The sequence below is a fragment of the Acinetobacter albensis genome (genome assembly GCF_900095025.1).
Lineage (GTDB): Bacteria > Pseudomonadota > Gammaproteobacteria > Pseudomonadales > Moraxellaceae > Acinetobacter > Acinetobacter albensis.
Genome location: NZ_FMBK01000001.1, coordinates 176099 through 198136, shown reverse-complemented (window position 1 = coordinate 198136; position 22038 = coordinate 176099). Strand labels below are relative to the sequence as shown.

The following is a 22038-nucleotide window of genomic DNA, read 5'->3' as shown; positions in this document are numbered from 1 at the left end:
TTATTCTACCTTGCCAAAAAACTTGGCCAATACCTGCATGCCTTTAGGCAGAATGAAAAACTCAATTTTTGTAAAGGTATACGGATCACCATTAGGGCGTATTCTGGCTACTTCCTCATACTTGGTTTCACAATAGTCACGCTCCTGACTGTAGTAGGTCGATGCCCGGGTGTTGTTTAGCATCCGGTCCCAACTATGCTGACGAAGCCAATTCGCGAGAATGGGCTGTTTAATATTCAGAATCTTACATGCCTGTTGAAATTTCACACCTGAAGGAGTCTGAGTTATGGTTTGTATCGACTTTTCCAAACCAATATTTTTATGTTCAAGCTCAATGACCTGTTCTGTATATTCAAGTAAGGCCTTGCGTAGAGCTTGAGGGCTATTTAGATCAACATTAAGCTGTTTAGTCTGTTGTTCTAACTCTTGCCAACGGTCGACAATTTGGGCAGTAAATTCAGGTGATAACCGTGCCACTAGAATCAGGCTGTCACGTTTATTGAGTTCGTAGTAATCAAACCACTGGCCACGGTATTCAAATTTTAGTGGCTCAATTTGAGCGTCTAAAATTTCAGCACCTAATAAATCTTTAATGGTCCTAATTACATTTTTATGTTCTTTGCCAGTCAGCTCTGCAATATCACGGCTAGACATGGTTAATACTGGCATGGTTAATTGATTCATACCTTGTCCCCTATGTTGATTGCATCTAATAAAGTGGCCAGATGATGCATAGCCTGCTGTTCAACATCGAGCATTTGAACAATATGTTTAGGTGATATGTGAATAGTTTTAAGACGTGCAGGGCGGATGTACTCGGCAAGGGCATCAATGCGTTTTTTAACCAGCTCTGTGTATTCCATAGGTTCATCAATGCCAGCTTTAAGACTTCTCTGGTACTGAGTATCTAATACGCCGTATAGGTCATCTAAAGTGGTAGATGTATCTTTTAATTGGCCATGATTATGTGCTGTCACTAAATCACGATTGTAGATGTCCTTTGCCACGGCATTGAGTTGACGGCTGGCATTTAAGGCAATGGCTTTAATTTGTGTTTTAGTCATGAATTAAGCCTCCATCACTGAAAGGCTTTGCTTTTGGCTGTTATGCCATTCAACAAGCTCGGCATAGTCAAAATAGACCGGGGCTTGTTTCGTATCACCTGTTTTTATCGGTCGAGGAAATGCTGCATCAGTACGCACGATATGACGCAATGATTCACGGCTTATGTCCAGTAGTTCACAAGCTGTTTTGAATTGAACGCGGATTGGTTTGATAGTCATTTATGCACCTACATGGCTAAATATTGTTAGTGCATAAAAACAAATTATCTAAGGTGTCATACAAGTGTCACTTCTATAAAAAAAGGTGTCACCTTTAAGTGACACCTTTCTATAATTTAATATAAAACTGTTATTTGTTTGGGTTTGTTATAGCGCAAATTCTTTTAACAAGATTTACTTGTATGATATTTTTGTTTTTTAGAATATTGGTTATAGCAGGGGTATGTTCTTGATGTGGATATTCATTTTCTAAGTATTTGGCTTCCCATGCTTTTATTGCTAACAATAATTCAGGTGCATGATTTGGATGATTTGGATCAAGTGCAGGATGTGTATTATTAATATTAGAACGATGAGGCTCTATAGTGGGCTCTTGCTCAATTTCTGCATTTTTAAGTCGCTCCCATTTTTCACTAAAAAATTTGTCAGTTTCTTGATAGTGATATTCTTTAAAGGTATCTAATTTATTCAATCTTATATCGCCGTATCTTATATTTTCATATAAGGTATGTCCTATTTTTATATCAACAATTAAATCTCTTAATGGCTCGAAATATAACAAGTCATCTTCATCTATTAGAATATGATCTAAATGAAAGTAATCAGTATCAAATCCAAGGTCTATTTTATTAAATTTTGAGTCATCCAAAAAATCTAAAACAAATGATATAGATTTTTCTGAATTTAGTTTATTTAACTTAATAAACTCGCCATTTCCAATACGAATATATACGTCACAATGCTTATAAAACTTTGTTTGTTTTAGAAATTTTGCAATGGTTGCTAGCGGTCTATTAAATCCTTCCGTAAAGTTTTCTATGCAGAATATTAACTCTCTATATTTTTGGCTTTTTTGATTTATAGCATCAATCATGTTGATTGCTTTCTGATTATTCTTTAATGGTCTCCCTAGTTCTATAAGTTCAATTAAATTAAGTATCTTAAATTCTTCTAGTTCCTGAATATCACTTTTCAACCAAACATATTGTTTAAATTGTTTTGTAAATTCACTTTCAGCAATTATTTTATTTTCCAAATGCTCTCCATCTAGGGAGTCACAATTATTGGCTATAAATGCACATAAAGCATCTTTTAACTGCCCTAATCCATATTCATTTTCGTATACTTTTTCTATTAATACTTCATTGCAGATTCTCACTTCAGGTACAACACCACCCTCACATGAATAAGTTGTTATTGACTCAATGGAACTATTTTTTAAAAAGTGTAAAACCTCAAACCATCCTTGATCCGATTTTTCATATAACTTTTCCAATACGTCTAAAACTTTTACATAATTTTCTATTATAGATTTTTGTTTTCCCTCGAATAATCCCATATATGCCTCCCACAGCATCCCCAAGAAATAGCTAAGCCAATCGAATTGGGTATTCGACTTTCGGGAGCAAACCTAGACTTAGCAAACTGAATATAAACGATATTGAACTATATATGTGTATATCTTGGCATTAGTGCGACAAGGTATGTCACTTAACCTTTTTAAATTGAATAATGCTCTGGTCTGCTATTTCCTCTAAATGGGTTGCATACCACTGCATCATATTTGCCCTGTCCTGTAAGTACTGGGCTTTGTTATATACCCCTGCTACGCCGTCCTTCACATGGGCTAAAGCTGCTTCAATATGACGTTCATCAAAACCACGATTATTTAACAAGGTACTGGCGATATGTCTAAAACCATGTGGTGTCTGTCTGCTCTCATATCCCATACGCCGTAAAGCCATAATAAAAACGGTGTCTGATTTGGGTTTGCTCTTGTCTGATCTGCTTGGAAATAAGTACTCTGAATTGGTTTCATAGGTTTTTAATTCTTGAAGTATTACCACTGCTTGAGTGGATAAAGGCACGACATGCTCACGGCGTTTCTTCATTCGATATTCAGGGATATTCCATAAGCCTTGTTCTAAGTCGAACTCATCCCATTTGGCTTCCCTCAGCTCAGTAGGTCGGCAAAACAACATAGCCAAAAGCTGTAAACCCATTCGCACATCAAGGGTCGGGTAGTTGTTAATTGCACGAAGTAGGGCAGGTAATTCCTGTTCACTTACATGAGACATATTCTGCTTCTTGCCTTGCTGTAAGTATTTTTGAATGCCTTCTACTGGGTTGTAATCAATTCGACCTGTAACCTTTGCAAAGTCGTATATATCTCTGCACATGGCGCGAACTCGATTGACTTGTTCATAAATACCTTTCTCTTGTTGTATTCCTTTTAAATGATTCATCCATTCAATCGGTTTTATGGTGGTGTACAAGCGTTTGCCGAAAATAGGGAATACATGCTTCTCTAATGCACCTTTGTTTCGGGTCATGGTGTCTTGTACCCAAGTATTAGTTTTTGTGTCTAGCCATTCACGGGCCAATACTTCAAAGGTGGCATTGTTCTGTTCCAGTTCTTGCCGCTTTCGTTCTTGCTTGGTAATGATTGGATTATCGCCGTGTGAAATATCCTTAATAATCTCGGATGCCTTTTTTCTTGCACCTTTACCTGATAATTCAGGATAAGTACCAATCCCAAGCCACGACCATTTACCATCTGCTTTTTTATATCTGAATAACCATGCCTTTTTACCATCAGGCTTTACACGGAAATACAAGCCATCGCCATCCAACTCTCGGTATTCTTTTAATTCAGGCTCTAAGGTGGCTAATACGGTATCAGCCAATGGCCTACGTTTAATATCTGCTCTTTTCATATCTTGTACACCAGTGAGTTCAACAAAACATGCAATGTACATGACAGTGTACACGGCACATGTACACTGTAGCTAGTTATGTTTAGTTATGTTCAGGCATAAAAAAAGGCTTAACCCCTTTAGGATTAAGCCTTTCAGTTCCAAAACCAGGCATATTTTGCCATGTTTGGGAAGGTATTTGGTGGAGGTGGCGGGAGTTGAACCCGCGTCCGCCAGCATTACGCTCGAGAATACTACATGCTTAGATATCGTCTATTATTTTAACTCTTTGTGACCCGACGAACAGGATACAAATCGCGATCCTCTAAGTTTAGTATAAAGCCCCGAGGCTTGGCTTTATACGGCCTTGTGTGCGTGCGCTTCAGTCGGTCTCTCTAACCACAAGTATTCGGAGAGGCGGACAAGCTGCCCTTAGGCAGCTAGAGCGTATGATTCGTCGTTTGCGACTAAAAAATGCAAATTTGATTTACGAGAGAAAATGCGCTCTCGGCATGCATCTATGAGTTTCATCACCAGCGTCGAAGCCAGAAACACCCCCAAAGTACAAGGCGAGTATAGCACAAGTGCTAGAAATTGCGATGCAATTTCTGAACATTTAGACAGTTAAGCGTGTTTAAGAGTACTATTTACTTCATAGAAAGTTTTTAAAGCCAATTTATCTTATCTGCTATATTGTTCTGGTCATTAGTAAACTTACTAGATTTTCATTAAATTCCTTAAATGATAACCAATAAGTTGGATAAAATAGGATAGATAGAAACTCAACCAAAGCATGAACTTAAAGAGCGATGCACTAATTCATAAATAGATTGAACTGGCATCGAAAAATTCAAAAAAATACCCCCAAATTTGATAAAAAACTATTTCTAAATCAAGAGGGTGGTTTCACTACACTCTGTACAGCATTTGTTTCAAAATGCAGTTTTAGATTTAATTTTTCCTTAAAGACTGTATAACTATTATGAAATAACATGCAGATAATACTGAGGACAATATCATGACCAATGACAATAAATTAGACGATTTAAAAAACAAAGCATCTGACTTGGGAGATGACTTAAAACTTAAAGCGAAAGAAGTTCAACTACAAGGTGAAAAGGTAGTCGATGATTTAAAACATAAAGCATCTGAGGCAAAACTTGAAGGTGAAAAAGCGTTAAATAATCTAAAAGATGACACTCAGACAGAAGAGCAAACAAAAAGTAATGAAAGTTTAGATGACTTAAAAAATCAAGCTACTGAGCTTAAAGATAAAGCACAGGAAAAACTTGAAACCTTAAAAACTGAAGCCAGTCAAAAATTTGAAGAGGCGAAAGTAAAAGCCACCGAATTAAAACAAGAAGCGACTGTTAAATTCGATGAGCTCAAGGCACAAGCGACCACCAAGTTTGATGAGTTAAAGAAAACAGCAACTGAAAAATTGAATAAGTTTAAAAAAGATGATCAAGCGTAATGTTGAATATTTAGTAATTTTAAAATGTAATAATTTTAAATAAGTAACACCATAAAAATAAGACTGTTGATGATTTATGAATGCTTTAACTGATAAAGCTGGATTAAGGATCAGCAGTTTTTTTTAACATTTTGGAATTATAAAAATAAAATATTTATATAGATCAGCAATAAATTTAACTTAAATGAAATTTTTTTAAGTTTCATTAGCATCATTATTTGAATGATTGTGCTCGTTTTTATTTATTGAACTTTAAGTACAACAGGCGCTGATCTGTGGGTTAACTTAAACACCAGATATTAATGATTAACCTTCATCGTATTTAAAGTTAAACTATGACATTCAGTTGTATGTACATACTTGGAGTAAATTTATGTCGTGGCTTTCTTCGCTTAAATCTGTTTTTTCACCGGCTCAGGGGGTGAATGAAGAAGAAATCCAGAATGTGCTGCAAAACTATGTATTGCCAAACTCTTCTCATTTACTAAAAGACCGTATCACTCAAGTGAATGTAGAAGGACAGATATTACAAATTACTGTTCGCACCTATCCCGATGAAGCAGAGGATTTGCAAAAAATTCATGATGATTTAGCAGTAGCACTGGAAAAATGCGGTATTCAAGAATTGAATATGCATGTAATTCAGCAAAAGCATACTCAAGCTGCAAACACTATTCCTCCAAAGCAGGCCGACATTGCTCCTCAAGGTTCGAGTTCAACTCAAACAAAAACTACACCTTCAGCAAATCCAAAACTTCCTCCTACAATTGATGCTTCCGCAAGAACTGATTCAATTGAAGCTCAAAAACAAGAAGACTTAAATAATCCACCTATCCAAAAACCAGCTCCACAACAAAGAGATGTCACAAAACATCCGCGTATTCAAAATATTATTTTGGTTTCATCGGGCAAGGGGGGGGTGGGTAAATCAACCACAACCGTGAATCTTGCACTGGCTTTACAAAAGTTAGGTTTAAAGGTCGGCGTGCTAGATGCTGATATTTATGGCCCAAGCATTCCGACTATGCTCGGAAATGCGGGACGTACTCCAATGATTGAAGCGGAACAATTTGTTCCGATTGAGGCTTATGGCATGGCTGTACTTTCGATTGGGCATTTAACCGGTGATAACAATACACCTGTAGCTTGGCGCGGGCCGAAAGCAACAGGCGCTTTAATGCAATTATTTAATCAGACTTTATGGCCAAATTTAGATGTTTTGATGATCGATATGCCTCCCGGTACAGGAGATATTCAACTCACACTGGCGCAGCGTATTCCAGTCACTGGGGCGGTCATTGTGACTACACCACAAAATGTTGCTTTATTAGATGCGACAAAGGGAATTGAGTTGTTTAATAAGGTTCAAATTCCTGTTATGGGTGTAATAGAAAACATGTCAACCCATATTTGTTCGCACTGTGGGCATGAAGAGCAAATTTTTGGTACAGGAGGAGGAGATCAATTGTCTGCACAATACAATATTCCTTTACTGGGGCGCTTGCCTTTAAATACTCAAATTCGTGAAAATGCTGATGCCGGTAGACCATCCGTTATTGCGGGTGATGATGCAGCCGAAAGCTATATGTTGATTGCAGAAAAAATTATCAATCAATTACCCAAAGTTGAAAAGCCAGAAAACAGAATTTTTTAATTCTAAATTAAACGCTTTAATAAAAGCGAAAAGCAAGAAATGAACGATTTATAAATTGGAGCAGTTAAGGTGTTTTTGTACATTCACCTTAACTGTTTTCAGCTTAAAACTGGTGTAGACAGTATGATTTGCTAAAATTAATATTCGCTTTTAGTTAAACGACGACGTCTATAATGAAGAATAATATTCCAGCGCCAAATAAGACGAGTAAGAATAAAAAATATCAAAGCAAAAATCAGCGCTTCTAGCATTAAACCAGATAATAAAATTTTCGCTAAACTTAAATCGATATGTCCTTCACCAAAATGAGTAATGACGTGACTGATCTGATGCAATACACCCATGATCATATCTTGATCAATCATATTGACCTGAAATATTTTTGCACCCAACCAAAAACCCACATACAAAATAGGAACTAGCGTAAGCGGATTAGTTAGCCAAGCCAAACATAAACTGATCGGTAAATTTACTTCAAAAAGCAATACAGTCAATACAATCAAAATACTATGAAAAGGCAGTGGTAACATGCCCCAAAAAGTGCCAATAAAAATGGCTTTAGAAATAGATTTTCTATTTATATACCACAGCAAAGGATTTAAGGTACGTTGACCAAAAATCTTCATCAATTTCATCTCTGCGATTTTATGCGAAGAGGGAAGCCATGATTGGAAGAATTTTTTTGCCATAAAAATAAGATGCTAAAGTAATGAGGTATTGTGCCTGAAAAGGCCTATGGTATGACAGTTTTAACTAAAAGGACTGTTCATAAAAATACGGTAAAGCATTTTTTGAAATCTTTTATAACAAATGACCGTACAGTTATTACAGTGTTTGCTATATAAGCAATTGAAACTTAATTGTTTATTAAAATATAAATAAATTTTCTAAAAAATATGAAATTCCTCATTTGCTCATTACAATAAATTAATTTAGTCTTCGTGCTCTCTACAGAGAGGTCGCATATGATTTCATGGTTTTTTATCGGTTTGGTTGTGACCATTTTATTGACGCCCGGTCCAACAAATACTTTGCTTGCATCATCTGGGATTCAGGTCGGTGTACGCCAATCATTGCGACTTATTCCCGCAGAATCTATCGGCTATTTAATTTCGATCACCATTTGGGGCGTGATTATTGGAACAGTTTCAAGTGAATTTCCGATCATTCCGATTCTGCTAAAATTATTAAGTGCTTTGTACATTATTTTTCTTGCGATTAAATTGTGGAAAACAGCAGAGATCCAAGCCAGTTACCAACAACCTAGTATTCGTGCTCGTGAATTATTCTGTGCAACATTATTAAACCCTAAAGCACTTTTGTTTGCCTCAGCTATTTTCCCAAGCGCGGCATGGTTAAGTATGCATGCCTATATCATACATATGCTGATGTTCTTGGTTTTAATTATTCCTATTGCCTTGTTCTGGACCTTTATTGGTTCTATTTTAGTGTCCAATAAATTACGTTGGCTGAATCAAACCAATTTGCAAAAAACCGCTTCTTTGGTTTTAGTCAGTTTTTCTATTCCACTGAGTTACTCTGCGCTTTTAAGTCTCTAAAATAAGAGCGTAATACTGATGATGGCAAAAAAGCCGTACAGGCCCTGTTCATGATTTTCATTGTGACCAATTTCAGTTAAAGTACAGCTCAATAATTGATTTAACTCTTTTTGGATAGAAATAATGGCAATTAAGTCTGATCGTTGGATTCGTGAAATGAGCGAAAATCATGGCATGATTGAACCGTATGCAGAAAACCAAGTACGTTATGATGAAGCAGGTGAAAAACTCATCTCTTATGGCGTATCTAGTTATGGTTATGATGTACGTTGTGCACGTGAATTCAAAGTATTTACTAATGTGCATTCCGTGATTGTCGATCCAAAAAACTTTGATGATAAAAGCTTTATCGATATTGAATCTGATGTGTGTATTATTCCACCCAATTCATTTGCTTTAGCACGTACAGTTGAGTATTTTCGTATCCCACGCAATGTTTTAACCATTTGTTTAGGTAAGTCGACCTATGCACGTTGCGGCATTATTGTGAATGTAACGCCTTTGGAACCTGAGTGGGAAGGTCATGTGACGTTAGAATTTTCAAATACAACCAATTTGCCAGCCCGTATTTATGCAGGCGAAGGAGTGGCACAAATGTTGTTTTTTGAATCTGATGAAGTGTGCGAGACATCATATAAAGACCGTGGTGGTAAATACCAAGGTCAAACAGGTGTGACTTTGCCGAAAGCTTAAATTGTATAAATAATTGAATAAGCGGATCATTTTGATCCGCTTATTTTTTATATTATTCATTCATCGGAAATTGGAGACATTTATCCTTTTTTTTTTGCAATTGCATAAATATTCAGCATAATAAAAAGTTGTATAGACTTGGTAAAAGTATTGTTGTAATGACAAATTAAAAAAATGGACGTGCCAAGTTTAGGAAGAAATGAAAATAATGATGCGGAGCATCTGATAAAAAGGAAGGTCTTGATGACTGCACTTCGTTATACGGTAAAATTTAAGAAAACTTTACTGGCTTCACTGATAGGTTTAAGTGTGAGTCAATATACTTTTGCGCTCCAAGAAATTTCTGATGCTGGTTTAAGTGAAGCTACAGGTGAGGGTATTGCCATGCTCCCTGAAAACTTTAGAATGGTTTTTCAAGGGGCGAATGACAACCCTAATTTAACATCGGGTATGGGTATTGATTACCTCGATCGTACTAAAGACACTGGTTATATTCGTTATATTCCAGTCGGGCCACTAACGACAGAAGCCACTGCAAGGGGAGCTCAAAAAGCCGATATTTTCTTATACGGTTTGGCTTTGTCACGTGCAGATACCGATATTAACAATCGTTATAATAGTTCGAGTACAGGTCAGGTTAAATCCTGGGGTACAACGAATAATCCATGGTTGCTCAAAGTACAAACTGCACCAAGTACACCAGATTTTGCTGGGGTAAATAAACCGCTTTCTTATTTAAGTTTTGAAGCACCTGCTTATGATATTGCAGGTTTTACAGGTGCAAATAGTACAGATGATTACCATTTAAAATTAGGTTTGTGGACCGATGTGTTTATGCGTAATCCGACAGTTGCTGCGCCTGATAATAATCCGGCAGGATGGGGCGCGGGATTGTCCAATCGTTTGCGATTACAGGCCATCTGGAATAATTTTAGTATCAATGGTAGTTCGATTAATCTTTTTCAAACTTTGGGTGGTGCAACGACTAGTGGTGGTTTAAGTACATCTTATAATAACACGCTGGGTTTGGCCGGAACTTTACGGTTCAATGGTGGTGATACACAGGCTACAGACACCAGTGGGTTTAAAGCCACCGTAGTCAATGGTACTGCGGCCCGTACCACAACCAATCAGGCAATTTATCTCTACAGTTCGACAGATACAACTCGAGCAACTACTGGAATGGCTAATAATACTTGCCCAGATGTTGCATCTTGTTATCAATATCGGGCACTCCGTACTACAGATACTTACAATGGCGTTTCATATACACTTCCTAGTAATTTATCGGTATTGCGTTTTAGTACTCAAGGTGTTGCTGGTGAGAATGCTTCAACGCCAGCAATTGATAGCGCTGCAACAGCGCCAACATTTGCTGAAAATGAAGGTTTGTTTTTGTATGGAGCCAATTTTAATTTGGTACTGGGTTCGCTCTATCAACCTTTAGTCATAGGTGTAGCCGATGATGGTAAAAACTTGAATATGGAAATCACGCGTATTCCTAATCAGGCCAATGTTTATCAAAAAATTTACACTGATTATGCTAATCCAGCCTCAACGACTTACTTGGGTTCAACTTGTAATGTGTACCAATGTGGTAAAACAGTCGGTGGAACATTTTATCCTGCCACCCACAGCAGTATTACTATAGGTTCTACAAAATATTCTGGTGCTGGCAGTAATCTGGTCACAGGATATAGTGGGGCAGATGCGATTGGAGTTTCTTTTGGCGCATTGAAAAATATAGCAACTTCTAATATCACGCAAAATTATTATCAGCTGCAATCTAAATATCGTCAGAAAAATCAATCAGGTACAACTCCACGATGGGAGTACCTTCAAGATAATGGGACCTATACTTCAGGAGCTACAGCTACTACCGGTACTTACAGTGAATTTAATCTGGCGGATTGGATTAATGTAGGTTCAGTTAATCATGCTACTTTTTCTATTGATCCACGAGTATCTCACGCGGCTTATAAAGTAGAAGGCAGGGTTGATGCTGGAGATTTCTGTACAGGTGCAGTTGCACAAAGTGGCGCTTGTGCTGGAGCAGCATGGGGGGCTTTACCGGGTGCTGTGGTGAATGGTTCATCTTGGGTAAGTAATCCTGGATCTGCAACGCTACCATCTACCCGAGAATATTTTGCGCCTAAAAACTTAGGTTCTGCAGTCATTGATGGCATGTTAATTCAACATATGAAAATTACCACTCGGGGGCTGTAGGAGTAGATGATGAATAAATCAATATTATGTGCTGCACTATGGACTTTAATAAGTGTAAATGCACATGCTGAGTTACAAGCTGTAGAAAATTACGAACTCGCAAAAATAGATGGACAAGCATCTTCTGCTGCAACGATTGATTGGTTACTCAGTCTTAATCAAATAAGTCAAACCAATACGACTTCTGGGTTTCTGGATACTTATTCTTTTGATAGCTCAACGTGTAGTGATTTAAGATTTTGCCGATTTGCAATGTCTTTGAACAATCGGGTAGATGCTGCTGGTAAAAAACAGTGGGTTGTATTCAAAGGTGTTCAAGGCACGATAGATCTGCAACAAGTTCAAATTGATGGGACAGATTTACTTTATAAAAATACAAGTGGCGTAGATCAAATTAAGGCAGCGCTCCAAGTGAGCTTCAGTGAAAAATATCCGATCAGAATTCGTAACTTCGGTTTTAGTGCCTTAGCCATTGAAACAGATACGGTAGCCAATGAAGGAACAAATAATGTTCCAGGTTACTTGGCCATGGGAAATGGTGGGAGCGGAGTAGGCGCTTATGCTGCGGGTAAATATACCAATACGACAAATGCCTTTGATAATGGACGTGAAACGGGTTTTACTGGATTGACCATGAATGGAAATCTTGCCTTACAGGGAAGTTTGAAAATATTTAGCTGTACGAGTGATATGTCTCGTTGCTAGAAATGATCACGGATAGGATGATTATGAAAAAAAATAAAAAATATCAGAAACCCATTTTCCAATTAACGGTATTGGCAGTGAGTTTGTATATAGCAAATAGTCCAGTTTTTGCGATGCAGGAGCTAAATGATACTGCTATGCGTCAGGTTGATGCTCAAGATGGAATTTATATAAATACCGCATACGATAATCTAAATATTGATCGACTCTATTGGGAAGATAAGGCAGGTTTGCCTCTGGGTACCGCTGAAACCAGTCTACGTGCTTATGCAGAAGGCATTGCTATCACAGGTAACAATTTAGGTACAACATATCAAATTCAAACAGGCACAAATGTTTCTGGTAAAGCGGGTATAGATCTGAAAATAGAATCACGCTATGGCACCATTAGTGCGGATAGTTTTCGTTTATGTGATGCAGCAGGAACAAGTTGTGATACCAGTGTAGGTGGGTTAACAGTACAATCCACGGAAAATGCGACATTGCATTTTAAGACACAAGATGGATTATTTAATCAAAATAGTTTATCTGATGCAGAAATATCACTTAAACATATTAATCTTTATCTGACACAGCGAGAAAACGCTGCAGATCCTTCGTCTACTAAGAATCAATTAATTTTTAAAAATTTTAATTTTAATTTTACAGGCAAAGGCTACATGTATGTCGATCCAATCAATGGATTGATACTTGAAACACGAGATGACGGGGCTGTTCATTTAAATCGAGTGTGTGAGGTGGGAGCTGATTGTTCTGGTGGAATGACGTTTGCAAATTCTAAACCCGGTCTAAATATTGATTTGGTCATGAAGAGTAATACGGGGACTAGCTTTAACACCGATAATGCCAAAGGAATGATTCGTTTAGGAGCTTCAGGATATATTCCGAAAGCAAAATTACAATTTCGTGGCACCAATGGTGTAGATAGTGCTGGTGAAGCAATTTTAGGTAAAGCATTCACAAGGAATAGTACCACTCTTACTGCAGCACCGACTGCCAGTACAATTATGGGCAGTACTGGATTAGCGACCCGAATGTATGCTGAGTTCAGTAATGAAAATAATTTACCAAGCGGGGAAGCTGCAACTACACTAGAGTTGGGACATGGTGGTACGCAAGCTTATGGCTTATCTTTTAGTAATCTAAGTCCTTTGTTGGTGCGTAAGCAAAATGGTGGAGGAGCTCTAAATACAGATCGTGCTTATTTTGATTCAGGTAATGTTTATATTAATCTAGCAGATACCAAGCGCATGGCCTTGCCGCAAAATGCTGTACTCAATGCTGCACCATTTTTAACTGGAAATTTGACCGTTCCAGATAACTATTCACAATTACTTCACAGTCGTAGCAGTGGAGCGAATCCACGTTCTCTGGTCATCGCTTCACGTGGTACCAATTTTCAGGCTTTAGCTAGACAAACTCAATTTATTGCCAGTCCAGATGTATATAAAGATGGAATTACTGCAAATGATCCAAGTGGTGGCGGTACATGGGGCTTAGGTTTACCCTTCTATAATCTCAATAGTAATATCGCGCTTTATGGTGGTCCGACAGCTACAGAAGGGAATGGTACGACTGCGGAACGTTTAGGCTTTGCACTTTCTATGGCAACACAAGGGATTAACTATGATTTTACCAAGACCGTTGCTCAGAATCTGGCGTTGGGAAATGATGGATCAAAAACAACCTCAATTATGCTCATTGACGGTAAAAAATATGGTGCTAGCGATAGTAATGGTGATGGTTTAAGAGATGAAGCTTTAACAGGCGATCCTATTAACTACTATCTTGGTATCCGTAATATTGACATGTTGATGAATGGCTATGGCAGTATTGGTCTTGAAGGCGGCAAACTCAATATTAATATTCCGAAGTTTATGCTCGCTGCTGCGGGCCAGTTCGCAGTCGGTTATTTACCAGGATCACAATATAAAACTATTGGTAAAGGTTATGCACCAATTAATGGTTTTATCACGAATAATGATGTGCTGTTCGGTTTACGCTTGCGCATGGAAGGTGGTGTTGACATGGTGATGGTACCAGGGGGTAATACTCTTGATAGCAATTATATTAGTTTTGATGGCACAATGAATCTGACCAATGGTGCGATTCAAATCGTTGAGCCAATTGATAATTCAATTGTTGGGCTGGATAATATCTCAGGTAAAATCAGCTTTAGTAACCAAATTAAAATTAACAAGGATAATGTTGATTTAAATACCTCATTAAGAATTAATCCCAATAATCAGGCTTCGGATGTATTACGCGTTAAAGACTTGAATTTCTATCCAACAGGTGGAACTGCACAGCGTTTAGGTGAAATGGTTTTTACTGGCGGGAAAATTAATAGCCAGTTTAATATCACCCCGCATTAAGTCAGCATAGGAGATAAAAATATGAAAAGGATGAACTATTTAGCAATCGCTATGCTGGGTATGATGAGTGGAAGTGTTTTAGCCGCGACAGGCAATAGTTTAAAGGTATTAACGGACAGTGAGTTGTCGGCAGAAACAGGACAGGCATTATTTAACATGTCTTATATCGGGCCAGGGGGAACCAATCCAAACGTTGACACGGGTTTTTATAAATTAGGAATGGAAGCTCAACTTGATTTAAATGCCAATATTAAAAAACTCCAGTTGGGCTGTGGGGGAGTTAAAGGGGCAGGTTGTGATATTGACCTTGATAACGTGAGTTTTACAGGTATTGTGCCTACTGGTAATATGGCAGGTGGTACAGATGCAGGACCTGCATCGGATTTCACCCTGATTAATCCTTTTTATGAAATTGCCATTAAAAATCCAACCAGTGCTTCTACTCGGGAATTGGTCGGTTTTAAAATAGGTGCCGATTCTATTTGGGGCATGCTCTCGATTGGTAGCCCACCCACGAATGGTAGTGACCCTAATGTTGCAGCTAACCATACAGGTATTAATAGTATCAGTGGTCATATGCCAACCATTATCAATAACGGTATTGTTCCTACTACTATTTGTAGTTATGCACCTACTACACAAAATGGTTGTACGGGTTTTCTAAATTTCGAGCTTACAAGTACCAATTCCACGATTAATGCTAATGAACCTAATACAGGTGATAATTACTTTGATTTATTAATGCAACGTGCTAGTCGAGTTAACTTAAATGGAATTAAAGTAAAATCCTTACTTAATTTAACGATTAATTCAAATTTAGACCAAGATTTAAGATTTATTCATAACATTACTGCAGGTAGTGATCCTAATGGGAATAGAAAATATGATCCTGGTGAAAGTGTAGATAATTTCGGTATATCTGTGCAGGGACAGGATGTCATGTGGAATACCAACGGAAAATGGTTGAATGCACAAAAAGGTTGGTGGATGGAACTGCCAGAAAGTAAAATCGAAAACTTCACCACAAGACGAGTATATACGACGTTGGGTGCAGTATTTGGCTTAGATTTAAAAGATTTGAATCAAAATCAGTTTCCAGTGGATAACTGTTATGGTGGTTTAACATTCTGTTAAATTCAAATTGATAAAAATAATGAACTCATTTTTAGCAATTTTTTAGTCTTAAAATGAATAAATTTTAATGTCGTACATTTAATTTATGGTGTAAATAGTTGAATTTTGTCTAGTGGAATTGTGGTTAAAACCATTTATCTTATACTCATGATGATATGTTTTAACTGTGCTAGACTTTGGACATATTTTAAACACTTGTCTATGGATTAGGACAATGAAAAAAAACAAAAAATTGGGATGCTTGTCTTTATTATTATTAAGTCCAATCACGATGGCGATGCAGCCACTTGATGATCACAGTCTTTCCAATACCACTGGGCAAGATGGTTTAACAGTGGATGTGAGTATTTCAAAAATTGATTTTAATCAAGTAGCAATTATTGATAAAAATGGTTTTACGCCAAACGCGACTACAAAAGCAGCTTTGGTGATGGCAAAAAGTCCTGGTGCTACGGCTCCTATTGGCGTAGATTTTGTTGAAATTTTCAATGCAAATGGCACCATTCAAAATAGTGCTTCACAAGCGTTAAAAGTGGTTGTTGATACAGATGCTGGCTCAGGAATCAATGGTGCATTTGCTAATCTTGCCCTATCTTTAGGCAATCAGGTCAATGGGCTTCGTATACGTCCGTTTTCAGCATATATGGTGCCTGATGGTTCAGATGCTATTTCCTCTGTTCTGGGTTCAACGTATACCCAAAAATCCATTTTTACGACGGGAACGAGTTTAAAAAACAATATTACAGAATTATTACGCAGTAGTAGCAATATTGATATTAAATTTATTGCGGCCAATAAGCCGACTATGAATATTCAATTGGGTCATTCTCCACAAGGTCAATTGATCAAATTTGGTGGTGCAATCGATTCGATTTGTGGGTCGACGACGGCACAACCCGATGGTTGTTCATTTAACTTGGTTTCAGGAAATACGGGTGCACAATTTGATGCACAAATTACAGGTAAAGATGCCAATGGTTTTTCTTTAAATGGTTTTTATCTAAGTTTAGTCAATGATGTCACAAGTGGTTCCGAAAACATTCCGGGTGGAATCGTTTTTGGAAATGAAGGTGTTTCTGATAAGTTGAATATATCTATTAAAAACCTTCAACTTGGAGAGAAAGGGCAATCCAATGCCAATGTATTTAATGGACTACAAAATGGCTCAATGGGTAACATTGGGGCAGTCGGTGTGTCAGCGACAAACCTTAAAGTCAATGTTCGAGGTATGTAACGCCATCATTGTTTTTATCATTTAAGACATATTTTTATCATAAAAAATCCCGCGCTAGGCGGGATTTTCAGGTCATCGTCATTATTGAGCAAGTTTAGCCAAGAGCGCTTCTTTGCTAATATTTATAGACTCTGCATCATTACGACCTTTATATTCAAAAGTGCCTGCATCTAAACCTTTTTCACCGAGTACAATACGATGTGGAATACCTGTTAATTCTAAATCAGAAAATTTAACGCCTGGACGTTCATTACGATCATCAAGAAGTACATCATATCCAGCCGCTTGTAATTCTGTATACAAGGCTTCAGCAGCCTCTACTGTACGTGGGGATTTATGCGCATTCATCGGTACAATCGCAATATCAAAAGGAGCAATCGATTTTGGCCAGATAATTCCTTTATCATCAAAGTTTTGTTCAATTGCAGAAGCAATCACACGTGTAACGCCAATACCGTAACATCCCATAGTGACCACCAAAGGCTTACCATCTTCTCCGAGCACTTTACAATTCAGCGCTTCAGAGTATTTTTGACCCAGTTGGAAAATATGACCGACCTCAATACCGCGTTTAATCTGAATCGTCCCTTGACCATCTGGTGATGGATCACCTTCAACCACATTACGTAAGTCATAAACTTCAGTAAATGTTGCATCACGTTCCCAATTGACACCTGTCGCATGTTGATCGGCGAGATTGGCGCCTGCTACAAAGTCAGACAAGACTGATGCAGCACGGTCTACGATGACAATTAAACCTTTTTCGACTAGACCTTGTGGCCCAATAAAACCTGTAACGAGATCCAGCGCTGCAATTTGCTCTTCTGTTGCAAACGTTAAAGGTGAAGCAATGGCAGCATGTTTTTCAGCTTTAATTTCATTGAGTTCATGGTCACCACGAAGGAATAAGGCAACAACAGGCACTTGACCTTTCTCATCTGGTTTACCTTGAACCAATAATGCTTTAACAGAGTTTTTTGTTTCTGTTTGAAGAAACGTAGACACCTCTGTAATGGTTTTTTGATTGGGCGTATCCACCAGTTTTAATTCTTGAGTCGCAGCCGCACGTTCACCGACTAAAACGGCTTCAGCCATTTCGACATTCGCTGCATAATCAGACTGGGTAGAGAATGCGATATCATCTTCACCACTTGAGGCTAAAACATGGAACTCATGCGAACCTGAACCACCAATTGAACCTGTATCGGCTTGAACTGGACGGAAATCTAAACCTAAACGCGTAAAGATACGGCAATATGTATCGTACATGATGTCATAGGTATTTTGTAATGATGCTTGGTCTACATGGAAAGAATAGGCATCTTTCATAATAAATTCACGAGAACGCATTACGCCAAAACGTGGACGAATTTCATCACGAAATTTGGTTTGAATTTGGTAAAAATTGATTGGAAGTTGTTTGTAACTTTTGAGTTCGTTACGCGCAAGATCGGTAATTACTTCTTCATGGGTAGGACCAAGTACAAAGTCGTTGTTATGACGGTCTTTGAAGCGCAAAAGTTCTGGGCCATATTGAACAAAGCGACCTGATTCTTCCCAAAGACTTGAGGGTTGCGTTACAGGCATAAATACTTCAAGTGAACCGGCACGATTCATTTCTTCACGTACAATCGCTTCCACTTTATTGAGTACACGTACGCCCATCGGTAACCAAGTGTATAAACCTGAAGCCAATTTGCGAATCATTCCCGCACGTAACATAAGTTGATGTGAAATAACTTCAGCATCGTTTGGGGTTTCTCTTAACGTAGCAAACAAAAAGCGACTCGCGCGCATGAAAACTGTCCTAATAACAAAGCGTTAAAGCATAAGATTATATGATAAAAAATGAGGCGAACATTTCAGCATGTCACCTCAGAGTAATGGCATGGATTATGACATGATTTTATGAATTTGGCGCGTCATAAAATTCTTAAAGTCATCCAAGTAAGTAAAGATCACGGGGACAACCACTAAAGTAAGAAGGGTGGAGGTAATCACGCCACCAATCACCGCATGCGCCATAGGTGCACTTTGTTCACCACCTTCACCGAGTCCTAATGCCAGTGGAACCATGCCCATCACCATCGCACTGGTGGTCATTAAAATAGGACGCAAACGGGTCTTCCCTGCTGCAATAATGGCATCAAAGCGCTGTTCACCACGATCCATAGCTTTTTTGATAAAATCAATGAGAAGAATGGCATTTTTAGTGACCAAACCCATCAGCATGATAATGCCAATTATCGAAAATAAATTTAGGGTAGAGTTGAATAAAAATAATGCCAAAAACACCCCAATTAACGAGAGGGGGAGGGAAGCCATAATCGCTGCGGGATGAATAAAACTATTGAATTGTGATCCCAATACAATGTAGATAAATACAATCGAAAGAGTAATGGCCGTCATGGCGTAAGCTGCCGATTCGGCCATATCCTTGTTTGCACCCTGAGTCTCAAAACTATAACCCGCAGGTAACTCAAAATCATCTTGGATTTTTTGAATCTCTTGACCGATATCGCCAGCAGGTCGACCTGCAGTATTGGCTTCGATTAAAACTTCACGGGCTAAATCGCGTCGATTAATTTGCGATGCACCCAAACTTTCTTCAAACTTTGCAACACTTGCCAATGGAACCAAAATGGATTGACCTGAGGCATCTGTTTTTGAGGAGTTGAGATAAAGATATTCAATATCACGGGGCAGAGCGCGGTTGTTTTCACCTAAACGTAAATTGACATCATAGCTTTCACCTTTTTCATCTTGCCAAGAAGTGACATTATCACCTGCAAGTAAAGGCCGAACTACATTGGCTATTTGATTGACAGATAAACCTAAATCACTAGCAAGTAAACGATTAATGTGTACTGCTAAGGTTGGTTTGGGTTCTTTGAGAGAACTCTCCACATCGACCAAGCCATTTACTTTAGAAATTTCTTTCAGGAAACGATCAGATATTTTCTGTAACTCATCAAGTTCAGGGCCTTTAATTGAAATTAAAACTGGTTTTTGTCCACCAGAAACGGTTTCATCTGCAGAAGCAACCGAAGTAATACGGATACCTGCAACGCTTTGTAATCGTTGACGGAATTCATTATTGAGTTGGGTTAAGCTTTTATCACGCTCTAAACGCGGCGTCACACTCACACGTAAAGTGACATGATTTTTACCTCGATCAGTTGCACCATTAATAATTCCGTAAGTATTGAGTACTTCTGGATGCTTACGAATAATGTGCTCAACTTGTAACAGCTTGGCTTGTGAGTATTCAAGTGACGCATTGACAGGCGTTTCAAATTTAATTCGAATTTCGCTTTTGTCTGGTACGGGCACAAATTCGGTCCCAATGAGAGTGGACAGTCCGAAGGCGCCAAAAAGCGAAGCAAGAGCAATCAGCAGGGTCGCCATTCGAAAGCGTAAAGCCAATTTTAATAGTTTTTCATAATAATGACTTAAGTTGTCGAGTTTATTTGAAATCCAATTAAAAAAGCGCTTAATTTTCCCCGGTTTTTGATCGGTGATATTTTTTTCTGCCCAGTGTGCAGAAAGCATGGGGTCAAGGGTAAAACTGACAAACATCGAAATCAGAACAGCAGTACTGACTGTGACACCAAACTGATAAAAGAAGCGACCAATAATACCGCCCATAAAAGCCACAGGTAAAAATACCGCGACAATAGTTAAAGTCGTTGCTAAAACTGCCAGCCCAATTTCTTTTGTGCCATCTAATGCCGCACTTACCGGATCTTTGCCCATATCAGTATGACGAACAATATTTTCTCGTACCACGATCGCATCATCAATGAGTAAGCCAATACTCAGTGAAAGTGCCAACAAAGTCATCATGTTAATCGAGAAACCAAACGCCCAAATAAAGGTCAGTGTGCCGAGCAAAGCAATTGGTAAAGTTAAGCCAGTAATGGCAGTTGAACGAAAAGAACCTAAAAACAGTAAAACAATCAGAACGGCCAAAACTGCGCCTTCAATAATGGTGCGCGCGACATCCTTAATACTGGCACGAATACCTTTGGAACTATCCACCACTACTTTTGCTACAGTTCCTGTGGGTAATTGTTTTTTAATTTGAGTGAGGGCTTTATAGGTGGCATTTACCACTTGGATAACGTTAGCATCGGAACTGCGCAAAATATCGATAGCCACCGCAGTTTGACCATTTAGATAGGCACTTGATTCTAAGTCTGCTTGGCTATCTTCAATTGTTGCAATTTGTTTTAAGAATATCGGTGTACCATTTTTGGTGGCGATAATTAAATCACCGAAAGACTGCGGATGAATAATTTTAGATTTAATTTCGACCACAAGTTCTGAAGACGATTGTTTTAATACTCCAGCAGGAACTTCTATATTTTCATTTTTTAAGGTATTGATGACCTGATCAATACCAATCGCAAAACTTTGTAATTTTTGTGGATTTATTTCAATTCGAATTTGACGTTGCGCATCCCCTAAAAGATTAACTGCCCCTACGCCAGTGACTGTACGAAGTTGTGGCACAATTTTCTGATCTAAATAAGCGCTTAAATCTCTCAATGGTAGGGTTTTAGATTCAAATACGATCGACATGACAGCATTTGCAGTTGGATCATAACGCTCAACAATAGGATCTTGGATTTCATCACGAAATTTGGCAGTTACACTGGAAATTTTATCTCGAATATCTTGAGCTGCAACAGTAGAGGAAACATCTAAATTAAATTCGACAATAATCGTTGAAAGTCCTTCGCTAGACTGAGAAATGACTTGTTTTAAACCAGAAATGGTATTGATCTGTTCTTCCAATTTTTGTGTAATTTCAGATTCAATGGTTTCTGGCGATGCGCCAGGGTAAGTGGTATAGACCACTACAAATGGAAAATCAACATCTGGAAATTCTTCAACGCCCATTCGTTGCCAAGAAGCCAAGCCTAAGACCAATAGGCATAACATCATCATGAGAGTGAAAACAGGGTATTTAACGCTAATTCGGGTCAACCACATAACAATA

General features: G+C 38.2%; 17 protein-coding genes and 1 other RNA gene. 9 read left to right on the top strand and 9 right to left on the bottom strand.

The window, feature by feature from the left end; all coding sequences use genetic code 11:
• The 6 genes from GA0116959_RS00910 to ssrA all read right to left on the bottom strand — a co-directional run bounded on the left by GA0116959_RS00910 (nucleotide 1) and on the right by ssrA (nucleotide 4538).
• Complete coding sequence (locus tag GA0116959_RS00910) at nucleotides 1–684, bottom strand: Rha family transcriptional regulator (RefSeq protein WP_092717340.1); 684 nt, start codon at nucleotides 682–684, stop codon at nucleotides 1–3.
• Nucleotides 681–1064: a hypothetical protein gene (locus GA0116959_RS00905; protein ID WP_092717337.1), complete on the bottom strand. Its 384-nt coding sequence runs from the start codon at nucleotides 1062–1064 to the stop codon at nucleotides 681–683. Before GA0116959_RS00905 ends, GA0116959_RS00910 begins: the two co-directional genes overlap by 4 nt.
• 3 nt (nucleotides 1065–1067) lie before the next feature.
• Nucleotides 1068–1283: a transcriptional regulator gene (locus GA0116959_RS00900; protein WP_092717334.1), complete on the bottom strand. Its 216-nt coding sequence runs from the start codon at nucleotides 1281–1283 to the stop codon at nucleotides 1068–1070.
• Nucleotides 1284–1413: 130 nt separating this feature from the next.
• Complete coding sequence (locus GA0116959_RS00895; RefSeq protein ID WP_092717331.1) at nucleotides 1414–2622, bottom strand: hypothetical protein; 1209 nt, start codon at nucleotides 2620–2622, stop codon at nucleotides 1414–1416.
• A 148-nt stretch (nucleotides 2623–2770) separates the two neighbouring features.
• A complete protein-coding gene (locus GA0116959_RS00890; protein ID WP_092717528.1) occupies nucleotides 2771–4000 on the bottom strand; it encodes a tyrosine-type recombinase/integrase in 1230 nt (409 codons plus the stop codon).
• Between the two features lie 179 nt (nucleotides 4001–4179).
• Nucleotides 4180–4538: a transfer-messenger RNA gene (gene ssrA, locus GA0116959_RS00885) on the bottom strand.
• Between the two features lie 459 nt (nucleotides 4539–4997).
• Between ssrA and GA0116959_RS00880 the strand changes: the two genes are divergently transcribed.
• Both GA0116959_RS00880 and apbC read left to right on the top strand, forming a co-directional pair.
• The gene (locus GA0116959_RS00880) at nucleotides 4998–5453 is read left to right on the top strand and encodes a hypothetical protein (RefSeq protein WP_092717328.1); all 456 of its coding nucleotides are present in this window, start codon (nucleotides 4998–5000) and stop codon (nucleotides 5451–5453) included.
• Nucleotides 5454–5826: 373 nt separating this feature from the next.
• Complete coding sequence (apbC, locus tag GA0116959_RS00875; RefSeq protein WP_092717325.1) at nucleotides 5827–7107, top strand: iron-sulfur cluster carrier protein ApbC; 1281 nt, start codon at nucleotides 5827–5829, stop codon at nucleotides 7105–7107.
• A gap of 137 nt (nucleotides 7108–7244) precedes the next feature.
• Here the strand turns inward: apbC and GA0116959_RS00870 are convergent, their stop codons facing one another.
• Nucleotides 7245–7796, bottom strand: a complete 552-nt coding sequence (locus tag GA0116959_RS00870) for a DUF2062 domain-containing protein (protein WP_053578518.1) — start codon at nucleotides 7794–7796, stop codon at nucleotides 7245–7247.
• A gap of 276 nt (nucleotides 7797–8072) precedes the next feature.
• On the opposite strand from GA0116959_RS00870, the gene GA0116959_RS00865 reads away from it, so the two are divergent.
• The 7 genes from GA0116959_RS00865 to GA0116959_RS00835 all read left to right on the top strand — a co-directional run bounded on the left by GA0116959_RS00865 (nucleotide 8073) and on the right by GA0116959_RS00835 (nucleotide 17033).
• Nucleotides 8073–8666, top strand: a complete 594-nt coding sequence (locus GA0116959_RS00865) for a LysE family translocator (RefSeq protein WP_092717322.1) — start codon at nucleotides 8073–8075, stop codon at nucleotides 8664–8666.
• A gap of 123 nt (nucleotides 8667–8789) precedes the next feature.
• Nucleotides 8790–9359 carry a dCTP deaminase gene (gene dcd / locus GA0116959_RS00860; protein ID WP_053578516.1) on the top strand — a complete coding sequence of 190 codons (570 nt, stop codon included), beginning with the start codon at nucleotides 8790–8792 and terminating at the stop codon, nucleotides 9357–9359.
• 243 nt (nucleotides 9360–9602) lie between these two features.
• Nucleotides 9603–11585, top strand: a complete 1983-nt coding sequence (locus GA0116959_RS00855; RefSeq protein WP_092717319.1) for a hypothetical protein — start codon at nucleotides 9603–9605, stop codon at nucleotides 11583–11585.
• A 9-nt stretch (nucleotides 11586–11594) separates the two neighbouring features.
• Nucleotides 11595–12290, top strand: a complete 696-nt coding sequence (locus GA0116959_RS00850) for a hypothetical protein (RefSeq protein WP_092717316.1) — start codon at nucleotides 11595–11597, stop codon at nucleotides 12288–12290.
• A gap of 23 nt (nucleotides 12291–12313) precedes the next feature.
• The gene (locus GA0116959_RS00845; RefSeq protein ID WP_092717313.1) at nucleotides 12314–14665 is read left to right on the top strand and encodes a DUF6160 family protein; all 2352 of its coding nucleotides are present in this window, start codon (nucleotides 12314–12316) and stop codon (nucleotides 14663–14665) included.
• Nucleotides 14666–14686: 21 nt separating this feature from the next.
• Nucleotides 14687–15799: a hypothetical protein gene (locus GA0116959_RS00840; protein WP_092717310.1), complete on the top strand. Its 1113-nt coding sequence runs from the start codon at nucleotides 14687–14689 to the stop codon at nucleotides 15797–15799.
• 214 nt (nucleotides 15800–16013) lie between these two features.
• Nucleotides 16014–17033, top strand: coding sequence for a DUF6160 family protein (locus GA0116959_RS00835; protein ID WP_092717306.1), 1020 nt, complete (start codon nucleotides 16014–16016; stop codon nucleotides 17031–17033).
• An 81-nt stretch (nucleotides 17034–17114) separates the two neighbouring features.
• Here the strand turns inward: GA0116959_RS00835 and GA0116959_RS00830 are convergent, their stop codons facing one another.
• Both GA0116959_RS00830 and GA0116959_RS00825 read right to left on the bottom strand, forming a co-directional pair.
• Nucleotides 17115–18830, bottom strand: coding sequence for a proline--tRNA ligase (locus GA0116959_RS00830; protein WP_092717303.1), 1716 nt, complete (start codon nucleotides 18828–18830; stop codon nucleotides 17115–17117).
• Between the two features lie 96 nt (nucleotides 18831–18926).
• On the bottom strand, nucleotides 18927–22031 hold the full coding sequence (locus GA0116959_RS00825) for an efflux RND transporter permease subunit (protein ID WP_092717300.1): 3105 nt from the start codon (nucleotides 22029–22031) through the stop codon (nucleotides 18927–18929).
• Between the last annotated feature and the right edge of the window lie 7 nt (nucleotides 22032–22038).